Origin of the sequence: Collinsella aerofaciens ATCC 25986, from assembly GCF_964259375.1 — a bacterium.
GTDB classification, from domain to species: domain Bacteria; phylum Actinomycetota; class Coriobacteriia; order Coriobacteriales; family Coriobacteriaceae; genus Collinsella; species Collinsella aerofaciens_BO.
Window position 1 is genome coordinate 1 of record NZ_CAXVJM010000013.1, and the last position, 15619, is coordinate 15619.

The 15619-nt window shown below is 49.7% G+C and carries 13 protein-coding genes; 2 read left to right on the forward strand and 11 right to left on the reverse strand.

The features are described from left to right. Nucleotides 1-283 precede the first annotated feature (283 nt). The 7 genes from ACEXKH_RS06770 to ACEXKH_RS06800 all read right to left on the reverse strand — a co-directional run bounded on the left by ACEXKH_RS06770 (nt 284) and on the right by ACEXKH_RS06800 (nt 8272). Nucleotides 284-1102, reverse strand: coding sequence for a hypothetical protein (locus ACEXKH_RS06770; RefSeq protein ID WP_373573566.1), 819 nt, complete (start codon nt 1100-1102; stop codon nt 284-286). 2 nt (nt 1103-1104) lie between these two features. Continuing rightward, complete coding sequence (locus ACEXKH_RS06775; protein ID WP_373573567.1) at nt 1105-2205, reverse strand: AAA family ATPase; 1101 nt, start codon at nt 2203-2205, stop codon at nt 1105-1107. A gap of 636 nt (nt 2206-2841) precedes the next feature. Continuing rightward, on the reverse strand, nt 2842-4206 hold the full coding sequence (locus ACEXKH_RS06780; protein WP_373573568.1) for an AbiH family protein: 1365 nt from the start codon (nt 4204-4206) through the stop codon (nt 2842-2844). Nucleotides 4207-4709: 503 nt separating this feature from the next. Next, a complete protein-coding gene (locus tag ACEXKH_RS06785) occupies nt 4710-5642 on the reverse strand; it encodes an Abi family protein (RefSeq protein WP_373573569.1) in 933 nt (310 codons plus the stop codon). A gap of 556 nt (nt 5643-6198) precedes the next feature. Then, complete coding sequence (locus tag ACEXKH_RS06790; RefSeq protein WP_349090448.1) at nt 6199-6360, reverse strand: hypothetical protein; 162 nt, start codon at nt 6358-6360, stop codon at nt 6199-6201. Nucleotides 6361-6447: 87 nt separating this feature from the next. After that, nucleotides 6448-7113: an RloB family protein gene (locus ACEXKH_RS06795; protein WP_373573570.1), complete on the reverse strand. Its 666-nt coding sequence runs from the start codon at nt 7111-7113 to the stop codon at nt 6448-6450. Between the two features lies 1 nt (nt 7114). Next, a complete protein-coding gene (locus ACEXKH_RS06800; protein ID WP_373573571.1) occupies nt 7115-8272 on the reverse strand; it encodes an AAA family ATPase in 1158 nt (385 codons plus the stop codon). 658 nt (nt 8273-8930) lie between these two features. Between ACEXKH_RS06800 and ACEXKH_RS06805 the strand changes: the two genes are divergently transcribed. After that, on the forward strand, nt 8931-10259 hold the full coding sequence (locus tag ACEXKH_RS06805) for a hypothetical protein (RefSeq protein WP_373573572.1): 1329 nt from the start codon (nt 8931-8933) through the stop codon (nt 10257-10259). Between the two features lie 846 nt (nt 10260-11105). Here the strand turns inward: ACEXKH_RS06805 and ACEXKH_RS06810 are convergent. After that, nucleotides 11106-12608: a reverse transcriptase domain-containing protein gene (locus tag ACEXKH_RS06810; RefSeq protein WP_373573573.1), complete on the reverse strand. Its 1503-nt coding sequence runs from the start codon at nt 12606-12608 to the stop codon at nt 11106-11108. A gap of 82 nt (nt 12609-12690) precedes the next feature. On the opposite strand from ACEXKH_RS06810, the gene ACEXKH_RS06815 reads away from it, so the two are divergent. Beyond that, nucleotides 12691-12948 carry a hypothetical protein gene (locus ACEXKH_RS06815; RefSeq protein WP_373573574.1) on the forward strand — a complete coding sequence of 86 codons (258 nt, stop codon included), beginning with the start codon at nt 12691-12693 and terminating at the stop codon, nt 12946-12948. A gap of 459 nt (nt 12949-13407) precedes the next feature. Here the strand turns inward: ACEXKH_RS06815 and ACEXKH_RS06820 are convergent, their stop codons facing one another. The 3 genes from ACEXKH_RS06820 to ACEXKH_RS06830 form a co-directional block, all read right to left on the reverse strand. Beyond that, on the reverse strand, nt 13408-13791 hold the full coding sequence (locus ACEXKH_RS06820) for a hypothetical protein (protein ID WP_373573575.1): 384 nt from the start codon (nt 13789-13791) through the stop codon (nt 13408-13410). Between the two features lie 511 nt (nt 13792-14302). Next, nucleotides 14303-14461 carry a hypothetical protein gene (locus ACEXKH_RS06825; protein ID WP_349090465.1) on the reverse strand — a complete coding sequence of 53 codons (159 nt, stop codon included), beginning with the start codon at nt 14459-14461 and terminating at the stop codon, nt 14303-14305. A 31-nt stretch (nt 14462-14492) separates the two neighbouring features. Then, on the reverse strand, nt 14493-15506 hold the full coding sequence (locus ACEXKH_RS06830; protein ID WP_373573576.1) for an acyltransferase family protein: 1014 nt from the start codon (nt 15504-15506) through the stop codon (nt 14493-14495). Nucleotides 15507-15619: the final 113 nt, after the last annotated feature.

Below are 15619 nucleotides of genomic sequence, written 5' to 3' on the forward strand. Positions count from 1 at the left end.
CCGCCCCCGGTGCCATTCCGCAATATCAACGGTGCCGATTCGCAATAATCACCGGTGCTCAGACGAGCAAATACTCAGTTCTGTCCATTATCTAGCCGAGGATATGAGTGGAAACGCCCTGCCACCGAGGCAAAAACCGGAAGTATGCGGCAAATTCAAAACTTGCCGAGCGCACCGGGATGCCGCAACGCCTCTACCTGCGGTTTCTCTGCGCAAAAAGGGCGGTGTGCTCGTGGGTTCCGGAATTTGCCGCATACTTCGGGAAAGAGTCGAAGGAAAACTTTTAGAACAAACGGATACCCAAGCCCCGCATAGTTGCCTTGCCCCAAATGTCATTCAGCCTCTTGGGCCAATTTGCAATAAAGAAAAGGCAGGTGCAGCAGGCACAAAGCATATCATTATTAAGACGATTAATCTCTTTTTTTAGGAGCACAGAATGATTAACCCCGGCGGCCATCTCAGCCAAATCATCGGCGCGCTCCAAATCAAAGTCAGTCTTTTTTTCGTTAGTTATCCCTAGAGCCCTCACAGCATGAACGGCTATTACGCCTGCGAAGGTATAACCATCTAGCCGCCCAATATCCGCAAGCGAATCTCCTCTTCGAGCGACCCATTCCTTGTAAGACGGATGACCAGAAATGACCTCAGGAGGAACAACGGCATCTTCCAATGATAGGTATTTGAGCGGATCGAAATCGCGGTATGCTTCGATCGACGGATAGTTAAGAAATAGCTGACCCATATCAGTGCTATCGCAGTAATAATCCTGCATATTCTGCAGACGCTTAAAATCGTGTCGATTATCTTGAGGGTCCAGATCAAATATGAGCAAGGTATCAGTAAAGTTAGTTTCAAGCAGTCGCGCCGCCTTGCGCTTATCCGGAAGCAAGTCAGCGACTAAATCCACAAGCTCAAGCCCGTCAAAATCACAGTCGTATTCTTGAAAGAGCTTATCAAGAAAATCATGAACGTTAATCTCGACAGGAACAATTTGATAATCGTCCGCGAGCCCAAATGATTCAAATAATCGCCGCATAAGTTTAGGCTCGCGTTTGGCACCTTCGACAATGAGCAGAATGTTCTTTTCGGACGAGCTGTACATGACTAGTCAAACTCTCCAGCGCGAAGAAGCTTCTCTATGTTATTTCCAAGCCTCAGCTCACGTTCCGTAGAGTCAGCCAACGTTCGAATGCCATCTTTTGCAGAGATTTGATAGACGCAATCAGGCCTCATGACACCGTTTTTTACAAGCGAAGTATTGTGCGTCGAGCACAAAATCTGACAGGACGTCTTAGATGCGAAAAACTTTAGAAGACTCTCAGCCATCTCAAAGTGGCAAAAAGCGTCAAACTCGTCAATAAACAGAAAGCTTGCCGATTCCTTCAGCTCTAGCTCCGAAAAAAGCTTGACCAGGGTCCTAGTGCCACTTGAGCACGCCTCTACAAACGGAATGTATCGCATGGGATGATCAAAGTAGAGAACGGGCGTTCCGTCGGGCTCTTTAACAACAACAAGGTTCTCATCAATTCCAAAGTCGCGAATAAACGACTGGAAATGAGCGACTTTGTCTTCACGAATGATTCGGTCTATAACTCTTCTTGTCTCGATGCCTTTTACGCGAACGTCGTCCATTCGAATCAGCCTCATACGCGAGACAAAATGTCGCAATTCGGCCAAAACGCCTAAAACGTCAGTCGGAAGGCTACTCGTAATGTATGCCAGAAGACTCAAGGAGGAGTCGGAGAACTCAAAGTTGACCCCATCGGCCCCGATTCGATCAAGGTGTTTTTCTTCGAATACTCCCTTGTAATTATTAAAATCAAAGATGCACTCACCATCGATTGCGAGACTCTCATGAAGCCATGCCCGTGGAGCAATCTTCTCATAGCGGTAGCGAATCTCACGACCGTCGAATTCAAAATCATAGGTAAAGCGAGCGGCACCTCGACCGCAGTCCGCATTTAAATACAAACGGTCTTCCTGATCAGAAAAATCCAATTGCTTCGAAAACCCAAGAGTTATATCGAACAATGATGCTCCGAAGTTCGATTTGCCAGATGCATTTCTTCCGATAAGAAGCGCATTCGTCACGATTCCGAGGCGTACATTGTTTTCCGCAAATTGATAATCACGCGAAGCAGAGAAATCAAACGTAACCGGAACCGGAAAATTCCTGTATCCATCAACAGTAAATCGCTTAAGCATTTGAGCCTCCAGTCTCTTGCCGTAATTATATTACGGCAAGAGACTGGAGGCTCGCATTAAATACGCCATTGCGGAAAAGTTATGCAACCAAAACCTGTATGAGCCATTAAAAATCCGCTCTGAAGCCACCAATAATCGGAAGTATGAGGCAAATTCAAAACTTGCCGAGCACACCGGGATGCCGCAACATGTCTACCTGCGGTTTCTCTGCGCGAAAGGGCAGCGTGCTCAGGAATTCCGAAATTTACCGCATACTTCTGGAATTACTGACCCAGATCGAAAGCCCACGCAGCAATGAAGGCATCCGCGACAACATCCAGTTGTCGCGGAAACGTCAAAGGGCCGTTGCCGGAAACCGAACAACGACCCTTCTTTGTCTCCGCCTCACTTAGAGTCCACGGCGACTGTATCACTGAAAACATCTTACCGTAACTTCAAGCGGCCCAACAAGGCGACGATTGATAACGCAGTCGTTCATCCCAATTTCCATCTAAATTAAACTAGGGGATGCCCTCCGTTTGGAAGGAACCCCCTTGCAAAACGATGGCCTATAACAGGCATTCATTTTTCATCTAGGACATCATACCGCAGCGGCTACTTTCAGAGCCGACCCATTTCCGACATAGGCAAATCGACCTAAATCTCCCGAACGACGAGCCTGCCCTCCAGCATGAGCTTGTGCGCGAGATTGTTGCTATGTCCAGCAATACCGAGCGAACTGCCATAGTAATCAAGGAGGGCAAGCACTTTGGCCACCTCTGACTCGCGAACACCCTTGGCGTAGTTTGAGTATAGGAAGACCAGGATGGTATGCCCGCTATACAAATCCACCGTGCTAAAAATGGACTCAAAGTAAGAATAATCGGCCCGCGAAAGCGAATGGCCAAAAAAGACTATCGAAGATGTCTCAAGACCATCCCCTCCCCTTTGCGAAGGATAAGCAATCGAGCCGCTTGGAACCCCTCGAGCAGACTTCAACACACGATATGTCTTGGTAAACGGGAGGATATCCCGATCATCCAAATTGCCGGAACCGTCGATTCCGAAAATACTTTCATCGTCAAGCGTGCCGTGGATATTGACAAGAGCGGCATCCCCAAACTGCTGTTTAAGCCACCGATATGGAGACGTGTAGTTAAAGTTGAGAACAGTCACTGCATCATCGGGCATACCATCGACCACCAAGGTATGCTTAATCAGCTTTTGCATTAAGTTATCCGAACAATCCGAATAGCCATCTTTGCAGGCAACCTCATCTTTGAGATAACAATTAAAGCAATGTTCCATACGCTCAAGTTCCGTCATGAGGATGGAAGACAACTGCCCCTCAGAATCCTTAAGGACCTGAGGGTACTCACAAGCGAGATAGCGCTCCACACGTTCGGTCCAAGGATTGGGCCTATGTCCCAAAAGATGAGAGCCCTCTCTGAATAAAGCGGAATATACCTCTGAGGCATCCGAGTCCCCTGAATCTTCAATGCCCAGCTCCGATAGAACCCCTTGATCGCCATCATCGATGCCGTCTCTAAGCCGTTCGATTTCATCGACCCGATTCTCGATATAGTCACTTGCATTGAGAGTGTTCACTTCATCTGCCAGATATAGGTAGTCCTGCAAAGAACCGAACGAGACGGCATAGTCGGATATCATAACGCCTTCATCGTCGATGCCGTCCTCGGGCAGGTTGATGCCAAACACATTGGCAATAGCCGTCTCGACGTCGCACCAATTCACATTGAAGGCTCTTGCCTCCATGTCCTTTCGGCTTCTAAGAATTAGATCCCAAGCAGTCAGGCCTCTCGCTTTGATGGCTTCATAATCACAAGAGCCCTCTTCCGAAACAAGTGAGTCGACGACTCTCATCCGAGGCTCAAAGAAATCTTTAAACGAAGACGCCAAACCGCAGGAAAGATCGAAGCCGTTGCCAATCACTATAAGGTGATGATTGTGGCATTTCTTCCCATCATCCTCATCGGTAAGCCTGATATCTTCTGCACTCACACTAGTCCCTAATACACCGTTAAAACTCATTCTCTGTCAGATAACGCTAATGATATCCAAACCATTGGGATGTCATTAACGTATTTACGTCTGCCGACCTTGGCCTAATAGAGTTACTTATCATGAGCATAATGAAGAGAGACGGCCATCCAAAGGAACAGCCGCCCCTCCGCAGGACGCAGGCCCGTAGGTTGACTGCGTCAATACCGCTTATCTACTCTATCGCCCGGGTACCAAGGGGTCAATTCAATTATTGGCAGCAAACATATGACGCCCCAACTTCACGCCTGACTGACGAGGTATATCAGGGCATCTCGCGCAACCTCATTATCAAAACGTCTAAATATGCATCATTAAACTCATAAAAAGGGCAACACTCTCCATTGAAAGCGTCACCCTTAAAGCTCCCGAAAAGCTTTTGTATTGCAGCACAACACCTTACACCATCACAAGGAGATGGTGTAAGGTTTCCACCAACGCAAGCATCAAATCGCACACATCGATTACAACCCTAATATTTCCTTAGGAAACACGCTCGGTAAATCATTGACACCCATAGCAAAAAGAACCCTTGCACTGGCATCTCCGCTGAGTGAGTCACTTAACTTAAAAGTTTCAAGCAGTATTTCACGACGTAGCATCTTGTAATCGTCCTCAGTTAGCACTAGCTCAAGATCGCCTAAGACACCCACCAAATTGACATCGCAAGATGGAGATACCCTAGCGCAGAACAGACGCTCGTCATGCGCGCAGATATTTCGAAAATCTTTAATGTGATCGTATGCAAGTCTTAGCCTACGAGGGCTGATGTGCTTATCGACTTCATGCGTCTCGGAATAGAGATCAGAAAACGACTTGGCAATGGAATTTCTCATACTTTCTGGCTGGAACTCGTAAAACTTGAATGCCTGACCAAGCATCAAATAATTCATAAGAATCCATACAGGCGTATTGTCGTGATTATTTTCGTAATGACGAATGTAGTCCCTTTTATAATCACTTTTCCATTTTTTAGACCTACATAGTACCTTCTCGAAATCACCGATAAGCGTGTCGATCTTTTTTCGATAGCCGGCATCAGCACGATAGGATTCTCTGTCAAGGTATGCTTCTGGGGTATCTTTATGAGCCATAGCAAACCGATAAGAGCAGACGGTCTTAAGAACTGCCTCCGCCTTGTTAAAATACTCAAACATCAGCAGGCGCAACGTTCGATCGAATTCGAATAAACGATAGATATCAGAAAACTTGGCCCCTGTAACGAAAAGCTCTTGGCCGGGGTCTCCCCGTTCGTCGAGAAACAAATCCTTGTAGCCGTTAACAACCGGGTAGTATCCCTCACGCTCCAGAACTAAACGAGTATCGTTATCGCATTCAAGCCCACGGCTTTCAAGAATAGCAATCTGCTCGGCAATAGATTTAAATGGCTTATCCATATGGGCCCCTTAAACGCGAAAACCGCCTTTCGGCGGTTCCCACGGACCAAGCCGGACGTACCGTCGCAAGGCCTCATCACAACAGTTACTTTAAGGGAGAACTCGGGGGCCGTCAATCCAATAACCACGAATCTCCCAAATCGGCCTTTAGAACCTTGAATGCCAACTTCATCCTTTAGACTCTCGCCCGAGCCAAAGAGCCCTGCACGCGCCGGCGCACGGCCCAGAATAGCGAACCGCTACCCCTCAGGCATAATTCCTGAGCAAAATCAAGCAGGAACACGGCTTTTTGCGGCACTTTGAGACGTAATCGGGGTGTGGCAAGCGGTCAAATTCGGAAGTGCGGGGAAAATCGAAGAAATGCTGACCAGACCCCCGTTTTACGCTTCCGCGACCTGCGGTTTTGTTCCTAAAAATCGCGTTGTGCTCGAAGGTTTGCGATTTTTCCCCGCACTTCCGAAATTACATCCTTCGGCAGCCAGATGTCAAAAGAAAACGGGGCAGAACCGCTTGCGCAATCCCGCCCCGATAAGCCCAAAGGCTTTGTTATGTAGCGTTAGTTTAGTACGCCCACCGCCACGGTCAATCGCTTCATGAAGAGAAGCGCCGCGACCGCCGCGTTCTCCTGAGGAATCCCGCAGCCGTCGACGAGAGAGACGGCCCGCGCGTCGCGGGCGAAATCGAGAACGTTATGACCCGAGTGCTTGGAGGCGATCATGAGGGGAATCGATAAGTTCAAGGAGCGCTTCGCAGGTCACGATGGCGACTGTTCATGCGAGTGCTCCTTTCGCTCTCGAAACTTATTTCACCCCAGGTAGGGCCCCAGCTCCTCGAATATGTCCCCGGCCCTGGTCGCCGGGTTCCGGTCCGAGGGCCTCATGTTGCCGAGGCTGTCGTGGTGGCCGTCCAGGCGCGCGGCCCTCGCTAACGCCTCCTCGCGATTCTCTTCGACGAGGTCGAAGAGCCCGTCGATGTTCTTTCGGTAGTCGACGCCGAACCCCTTCGACATCGCCTGCGACAGCGCCCTCTGGCACTCCGCCGCCGACATCGGAGCCGACGTGTAGCGCAGGTGCAGGAGCGGCCACAGTTCGAAGCAGGGGTTCGACCACAGCGCATGGAACGTCCTCGACCCGTCGGAGAGCTCGGCGAACTTGCGCTCCATCGCGTCGAAGTCTGCCGCTGGGAAGTCGTCCTTGTCGAACACGAGCCACACGTGGTCGAACGTCTCTGGCGCGTAGCGGCAGTGCTCGACGGCGAAGCCGAGCAGGTCGAGCGTGTGCTTGCCGGTTCCCTTGACGACGATGGAGACCTTGCGGCCGTTCGCCGCATCCAGCGCCGCGCGCACGCCCTCGAAGTAGCGGGGCTCGGTCTCCTTGCCTTCGCTCACCACGAGGTGGCGCGTCATCTGGACCATGCGAGAGCGGCCCTCGCGCCTGCCGCTGCGCCAGTCCCTCGCCTTCTTCGCCACCATGCTAGTCCCACTCCTCGATGCGGGTGAGGTACGGGTCGGCGCCGTAACGGCCCGACAGGTACTGCTTGTCGAAGGCTGCGTTCTTGCTGACCAGGTTACCGTTGGCCTCGTGGATGTCGGCGAGCGACCACAGCTGACTGGCCTCCCCCTCGCCGCGCGCTGCGAACCATATCTCGTCGCGGCGAAACACGTCGTTTCGCATGGTGGACACGTCCTGCGACGAGAAGATGAGCTGCGCGCCGTGCTTGTTGACCTCGGGGTCCTTAAACAGCAGGATCACGTAGCGCAAAAGCTTCGGGTGCAGCTTGGCATCCAGCTCGTCGACGATCACGGTGCTGCCGCGCTCGAGCGCTGCCAGCAAAAACGCCGCCAGCCCCATGAGCTTCTGCGTGCCGGCCGACTCCTCGGGCAGCCGCAGCTCATAGCCCCTGCCATCCACGTCGTGCCTCACGAAGACGCGCTGGCCGCGCCCCTCGGGGGCCTTCTCCACCCTAAAGCCGCCGATGCGCACGTCCACGGCGCGCAGGAAGCGCGTGACCTCGGGCGAGTCTGCCTCGTCGAGCATCTGCTCGAGCGCCCGCTCCAGATAAGAGCTGTTGTAGTTCAGGAACACCCCACCGAGAAACCAGCCGGCTGCTTCCTTGACCACCGGCGCGTCGAAGTTGATGCAGAGGAACGACAGGTACGGCAGGTTCGGGTTGAACGTCGCGGCCGTCGCGAGCTTGCGCAGCGTAGGGCCGAGGTCAACCTCTGCGCCCTCGCGCTCAAACAGCATCGCCGTGCGCGATGCGCCCAGCTTGCGCCGCCACAGCCCCTCGGACACGATCTCGTCGGCGTGCACGGACAGGATGTAGCGGTACTCGTGCTCGCCTGCGCGGTAGTAGAGCTCGAACTCGGTGGGCTCGGCGACCGACACGTCGTCGAACGCGAACGCCGAACAGCGAGCCATCGTGGGGCGCTCCCCCTCGGGCGCGTCGGCGCGGGCGGACAACAGCCAGACCGGCCTGGCCACCGCCGATCGCACGTAGTCGAGGGCCTCGAGAAGGTTGGACTTGCCGCCGGCGTTGGGGCCGTACACCGCGGCCACCGGCAGGAAGCTCTGCCCGTCGGTACACTCGATGAGGGAACGCTCGAACTCCCTCATCGGCGTCGCCTGCATGGACAGCTCCGCCTCGTCGCGGTAGGACCTGTAGTTCCTAAAGGTGAACTGGCAAAGCATTGTCCTCAACATCCTATCGTTGTTTTTGAATTGAATATCAGAGTTTTCTTATGATCATATGCTCTAAGACATATCAAATCAAGAGTCGCTCGCAAGCTTGAGCCGCATACCCGTACGCAACTTGCAGACTATGCAGCTCCCGGAGTTTGCGCGACACCTCTACGCGCGCAACAACGCGCTCGTGTCGCATTTCGACTTTGTCTAGAAAATCGTTGACACCTGGGCGTCCGCTCGCCCAAAATGGCATCAGATGTCAAAACCTCCGGGTTTTATAAGGGCGGAGCCGTTTGGCGGTTCGGCCCTAATTTTTTGCCCAAACGCCATACAAACGCAAACAGTAGCACGAGTGGCGAAATCGAAAGGCATAGGAGCGCGGCCAGCAGCGTGGCCACACCCCACGTCAGCCCTTCTCGTATCTGCTCGCGCGTCACGACAGGATCTCGTACACGCGCTTCTGAACGGTCGAGTATAGGCTGCCGAGCTCCTGCCTCCTTGCCTCCCCGTTGCTGATAGAATCAAGGATGGAAAGACGGACATTTCCTACAACCAAAAGCTCGACAAATTTCTTTTCATCTTTGATTTAGTGTAGGTGAGCGAAATGACGACTCATGCATACGATGACCTTTATTCTTATCTAGCCGCATTCAAGAACAGCTCTCTTGCCGAAATAAATGCGTACCTAGAAGAACTGGGGCAAAATAGGTTCGACGCCTTTATTGGGGGCCTTGCACCCCTTATCCCAATCGATAAAATCGAAAATCAATCCCTATTCAATTTTTCTGTTGACTCCACCCTTGAAGGAGGCAAATTCCCCTGCACTGACTATGCCTGTCGAGAGCAAAACATTTACCATTTGGCAAAGTTCTCAGCATTGTATGCAGATAAAACCCTGATTCATTGTCCTATAGATTCGGCATTCGAAATGGCGCACGATGATTATGTCTCAGTCGATGAACTTGCATTCGGGATCTATTTGACCATGCGAGTCGAAGACATAGTCAAAGCTGGAATACTCGGATTTTCGAGCAATTACATTCCTCTTTGCGAAAATTGCCTAGTGCGACAAATCGAAAGAGAGTCAAAAGCAAAAGGATTGATATCGACTTATTGGGATGATCTCGTACGACAATTATGTTCCTCTACCACGTGCACTTTAAAACAAGCACCGGATGGGAATCTGTATGTAGCGATTGAGGGAATGGATGCATATGGGTCCCATGAGGAGATGGATGTCGATTTCCGGGTAATCCCGTCTGAATACGAATCGCTCTATGCAAGCCAAGGTGAAACGCGATTGGATAGGGACATGCTGGAGAACGGCGGCATCTTGACTATCTTACTGCCATTGTTGGACGACTGCTTTCAAGCCCTCGTCAATCCCTATTTTTCGAATAGCTCGTATTTAACCACTCGTCCTGCTCAGATTGAGTTCCTCGAGTCCGCAACTTCCACCCTTTATCCTCGAAAGGATCAGACCCTACCCATTCGCCGGTTATCTTGTCCCCTCCCCATTGCTGAAAATGCGACGTTACGTAGCATCCTTGATTGCCGCATTAGAAACGAAGAGTCGTTTCTTGTGTTTAGGGATACCTTGTCCAAAGGCCTGAGCGAAAGGCCCATCGACAGTTCAACATTAACTGACCTAAAGAACGACCTAATAGAGCCCGAGCTTCACAAGATATCTTTGGTGATGAAAAACGAACGATCCCGATTAGTCACCTCCGCAGGCATTGAAGCCGCTATCGGAATTGCAAGCTTTACATTGGGGCAATACGGAGTCGCATCACCTTGTGATGTCATGACCATCCTCGGGGCTGCCGGCATAGGGGCCGTTGCATCTCAATCCGCAGATTTCTTGCGAGAAGCCAAGGCAAAAGAGAACCCCATGAATTTCCTCTGGAAGCTCAATAGAAACAACCGTCTGTAACCTAATAAGAGAACTGACTGAAATATAGTCATCGAATTTTGCAGAGGACCACGCCGGCCCTAGCGCCCGCACGTAATAGCGATCACGCCCAAAAACGCATACCAACATTGATATTGAATAATCGGGGCACAACGATAAACGCTGGACTCATGAGGAGTTCCCCGCCTCAAACAGACAGTTCGTCTTACTCAATCAAAAGAAAACGGGGACACACCCAGTGGATGCGTCCCCGATAAGAAGGTATCAACCTTCTTTGTATTGTGAGTGAGTATTATAGCTATAGTCTTGTTCCCAAAAGAGACTATTTTCTAATTCACAAACCAGCCATTAATCAGGCCGCTAATAAATGCGAAACCAGTTCTTATTTGGTCATTACGAAGATAGTAGCTCTCGTTGCGATACATTCTTTCAGCTAGCCTGCGCAGCTGTTTTCCTTTATTACTCCTTACCCCGGTTGAAGCCATAGTGCTGTGAAGGTACAACGTAGTCGCAATATGCTGTAGCCGATCGTTTGATAGCTCAGCCTTAACATTCACATCTTGGAGCTTAAGTCCTGTCACAGCATTTCTTACGTCATACTAAACGTTATACGACCGGAGCCTGAAATAATTATTGTTATGTTTTAAATAACTCAGAGCTTCTTGTTTGCTCATCAAGTTGAACGCTACGCCCTTACGCTCCAAATGCTCAATCTGTTGTTCAGGAGTAAGCCATGGTTTATCGTGCATAACGCCCCCCACCGGTCATTCTTTATTAGTGAACAGAATATCAAGCAATTGACATTGAAAAGTTGTAAGGCGAAGCCCCGCAGGGGCAACGATTAAGGGCAACTACTAATTGGTTTAATTAATTGTCTATTTGTAGTCGAAATCGATCGGCGCTATAGCAGCAAAATGCCCGAGCACTCAAGCGTTTAATATTCCTGTAAATCTTGGCCTCATCAGGGGCAATCGGATCATTTGGAAACGCCTTTTGGGCTCTTGCCACGTAGGAAAGAAAGTTTCCATAGAGCGAAAATGCAGAAAGGCCGGCATCACCCGATGGGCACAAACTTCTCCCCTTAATACCAAGCGGCGAGTAATGTTGATACAGAGCGGAGACGCGCTTCTTGGACGCATGTCTCCCCTCCCCCTGATTAGAACGCGCAATCGCAGTGGCCGCCTTACGGAGACGCTTGTGGTACCTTCCAACCGTAGACTGTCGCAGTCTTACAACGCGCCCGTCAAAGTCAAACCCCAGGAAACTGACGTTCTGCGCCGGATGTGCATCAGAGTACGAATAGACCTTACCAGCACGAACGCTTTCAAAATCAAGCTGAGCAACTCCGTTGCCATCAACCCGGAACACCATGGTTTTATCAGGCTGCAGTTTAACGGAATCGACATCGGCCATTAGATTGATGGCGTCTACAAGTGCATCAAAGCCAGACTTTGGAACGGCAATAATAAAGTCATCGCAATAACGAAGATACAAGCCGCCAACCCGTTCAACGGCAAACCTGACTTTCATGTCGATATCGGCCATATAGATGTTAGCGAGCACTCCACTTGCAGCAAGACCCTGAGGAATGCCCAGAGCAACGCCCTTTCGCTTCCACGGCCTGGTGATGACCTTACTTTTGTTTGCAAGAAACTCAGACCTTGGCAAGATAACATCCAGCTTATTAAGTTCGCGAATAGACTTGAACCGAAGCTCGATAGCTGCTTCGCTGATCATTTTCTCCCGAGTAGGATCGATTGCTGGCCATGGCAATTCATGTCGAGCAGCCAAATCATCAATAGGCCAGCACGAATAGTGGAGGATATTTTTAATGACTTGATAATGATCGTCCGGCAAGCGTCCACTGGGAAACAACGAACGCAACGACGTCATTAAATGAGCATGATTTAAATTGTCGAAGAAGCTCTCGAAATCACCCGTAACCACAAAAGCCGAATCTTGCTCGCGTATATAATCGAAGGCCTTTTTAGCTGAGGAAATATTGCTGGCAGCAGTTACGGCGCTGTCTGATGAAAGCGAAGAGCGGTATGCTACGGCAACCTCATTAAACTCTTCGGCAATAGCCTTCTTGTTATATAAGTCCGACCAAAGATAAGAGTAGTACTGGAAGACGCGATGATCAAAATGCGAGGCATAAGCGATATTGCGAACCTTGTAGCTTCGCTTACCTCCACGATACCGAACAGTAATGATCTCGTTGGAAATTAAAGGGTAGAACGCGTGGTCGGAAACGTACCCTGGATCTAGGATCTTGGTCTGAGCTTCGGCAAAAGAAACCCTATAATCAAAATGGGCATATGAGCTTTTGGAACTATATCGAGGAATACGAGCAATATCGAACTCGGCCAAAATACCCCCAAATAAATCAACCTGTCCGGATCAACAAGCGGCGGCTAACCCTCCCCGGACAGGCTAATCAAAGGCGCAGCAAGTGCAACCAACGCTTTCGCGGCCACCTAAAACAATGCTTGCCTATGGCATACTAGACGAAAGCGAGGAATTGGCACTTAAGACCATCGAAGCCCTTATCCGGCTAGCCGCAGGCAACGCTGGCGTCAATGTTGCGAACGTCGGAATTTCGTCGTTTGCTATATTGACGGCAGTAGCGCACCCCATCGCCAATTCGCGATGGGCAGGAAACTTTATTCCCTTTTCAGTCAATGCTAAACAGCAAAAAGGCCAGTTTTAGCAAGCACTCAATTGCAGAACAAGGACCTGCGCATCCCTAACAACATGCGGATTGGAATAGGCACTGTTAGCGCCGGGCGATTTTAGCCACTGATAGTCAAACGATTTTGACCAATCCCGATTACCGAATAATGGCCACCGCGCCTCCCCGCCGCCACTACGCTGATGGCGCCAACACGCCGGCGTTAGGAGAACCATAGAGGTGAACGAGAGACACGATGACCTACAGGAGATTATAGACGCGGCGCTCCAGGAGATGACCGCGGAGAAGGGCGACGGGTTCGACCCGCAGGCATGCAACCTCGCGGAGTTCTGCAGAAGGACGGGGCCCACCCACTGCTGGCCGAATAAAACAATTTGCGAAATAATCTTCACGGCACCGGGGCACCGACCGGCAGCGATGCCCCGAAAGATAATTCGCACTTCCTTCAATCCGATAAGTAATTTCTGCCTTACCGGACTATTCACCTTCGATTGAATTAACCCATTCATCAAATGAATCAAGCATACGTCCGACGAAACAAGAGTCGATAAATTTAAACAAAGGCTGTTCAAAAAACCTCTGTCTCATTAGATCCAATAGAACACAAGCAACATATAACGCACAGGTGAAAAGAATGCCCTCGAATAGCAACACGATAGAGGGAGAACTATAGATCGAGGCAAGAGACGGCCACAACGTCTTTCTCACCAGCCAGTTTTCATGTATTAAATAAACAGCGAAAGAACCAGATGCCAGCATATTGATAGAAAGGATTGAACCAATTTTTAGTTCCGATGCAGCTCTAAACACGCAAACGGATATGCACAGCATGAAAATCGAGTTCATTGCAGTAAGGGGCATCTTGCGAACTCCACAAGCGCAAGATATTACAAAGCTGGATATATAGATGACGGCAAAGCAAATGCCAATCAGTCTATAATCCAGGCGCCTAGACCACGAAATCCCCAAAGACGAATATATACAGCAATTAGATATAGATAAACGAACCATACAGACCCATTAACAATAAAATCCATATGGGTAAACGTCGGAATAACCGACAAAGGGACAAACATGAAAATTAAAAATCTATAAAGCTGCTTTTGACTGAGCTTATTCAATAGTAGCCTCAAGACCGGACTAACAATAACCATGCCGATATATGAAGTTACAAACCAATACATTGAGCTAATACAAGGAATGAAAGACTTGACAACGTTAGAGCCGCTGTCAACAACAGCTGGATTAAAGATCAGATAAAGCAAAAGAATGCTTACTGAATAAAACACTGTTTCAAATACCACGCGCAACAGCGATCTGGATTTGAAGGTCGAGCAAGCTGTCATATAACCAGATATCAGAATGAACAGATTTACACCGAGCTTCCCCCCCATGCAAGAAGCAATAAAACACCCGTCTTAATGGGATCGTCAGCGGTAGCCGGCGCATAGTAACCCAAATGATGCAAAACTATTAAAATCATCGAAACAATACGCAGCAGCTCGAAATTTGACTGACGTTGTTTATTCATGTTTCTCCCAAATACTGAAATTGACTATTTGCTAGTCCCTTCCCAACCGCAAGCATTTCCCATAAGTAGCCATTGCTATCTCGTGCAGAAGCACGATAACCCACTCCGCAGCTCTGTTTATCATCGAACAAAAGGGCCTCATAAGCCTTTGGCGTAGAAGATCAAAGAGAATACAAAAAACGAATACTCCCATCGCCACAGCCAGCGAGAACATCATATACGCCATGCCATTCAGGCCCAAAGAGCCCACGGCGCCGCCGATCAGACGAGATGCTACCGTGTCAGTAAGAATAAGGTAAACGGCCAGCGTGCCGGTAGCCGCCTTATTGATAATCAGATTAGTCCGGGGATTTTTCGTTGATGCGATTGTCAGCGCACCAAGCGCGAGAAACATCGGGGGAAGGCACGCCGGTGTATTAAGCCAAAGCTGATGACTAAGCATAGATTTGCCCATAATCAGCAACGGAAACCCAAACAGAACCTGTGTCCCGATTCCCAACGCAAGTCCCAATGCCAACAATCGTTTTCCCAGGCGCCCATTCAGTAGAAACTCTGAATAATGCCATCGAAGACAGGTTATTAATACGTATTGGTAAACAAATAGCCAAACTGAATAGGACATATCGAATCGAATTAACCCATTTAGAAAAGAAAATGGGAACAGAGAATAGAGAAGCAACAGGACAAAGCAAAGAAGCGAATGTGCCCGTTTGTCCAACGAACGAAGCCCCTCGTTTAAAAAGGGGCAGAGCAGCAGGAAAATCGCATAGCTCGTTGTGTACCACCAATGCGAAGACATCAAGGGAAAGAAAGCACCAAACAAAGCGTGGCACAAACCGCCCAGCGAGAAAGAACCTCCTTCTGCGCATTGAGTCGCCAACGTTGTCGCAAATAGGATTGTCCCATAGAACAAAAGCTGCGCCTCGAGCGTGCAGACGCGTTTGACGTTCTTCCCAAGTCCCTGGATCTCCTCAGATAAGAACCATGCGCTGATGCCAAAGAACAGACAGTCACCAAGCCCACCGAAGTTGGATAGTAAATTCACCAAGAACAGCGCTATCCCCCCCCCGGAAAGCAAGCGGAGGAAAGAGAGTCGTAATCCCAGGGAAAGTGGTTAAGGACAATACACGCCATGCCCAATAAGCGTAGAAACTCAAT

Bases quoted from the DNA above. Each gene is read 5' to 3' on its own strand.
- ACEXKH_RS06770 (WP_373573566.1), bottom strand. From the start codon at position 1,102: ATGTACAGCTCGTCCGAAAAGAACATTCTGCTCATTGTCGAAGGTGCC.
- ACEXKH_RS06775 (WP_373573567.1), bottom strand. From the start codon at position 2,205: ATGCTTAAGCGATTTACTGTTGATGGATACAGGAATTTTCCGGTTCCG.
- ACEXKH_RS06785 (WP_373573569.1), bottom strand. From the start codon at position 5,642: ATGGATAAGCCATTTAAATCTATTGCCGAGCAGATTGCTATTCTTGAA.
- ACEXKH_RS06790 (WP_349090448.1), bottom strand. From the start codon at position 6,360: ATGATCGCCTCCAAGCACTCGGGTCATAACGTTCTCGATTTCGCCCGC.
- ACEXKH_RS06795 (WP_373573570.1), bottom strand. From the start codon at position 7,113: ATGGTGGCGAAGAAGGCGAGGGACTGGCGCAGCGGCAGGCGCGAGGGC.
- ACEXKH_RS06800 (WP_373573571.1), bottom strand. From the start codon at position 8,272: ATGCAGGCGACGCCGATGAGGGAGTTCGAGCGTTCCCTCATCGAGTGT.
- ACEXKH_RS06805 (WP_373573572.1), top strand. From the start codon at position 8,931: ATGACGACTCATGCATACGATGACCTTTATTCTTATCTAGCCGCATTC.
- ACEXKH_RS06820 (WP_373573575.1), bottom strand. From the start codon at position 13,791: ATGCCCCTTACTGCAATGAACTCGATTTTCATGCTGTGCATATCCGTT.
- ACEXKH_RS06825 (WP_349090465.1), bottom strand. From the start codon at position 14,461: ATGAATAAACAACGTCAGTCAAATTTCGAGCTGCTGCGTATTGTTTCG.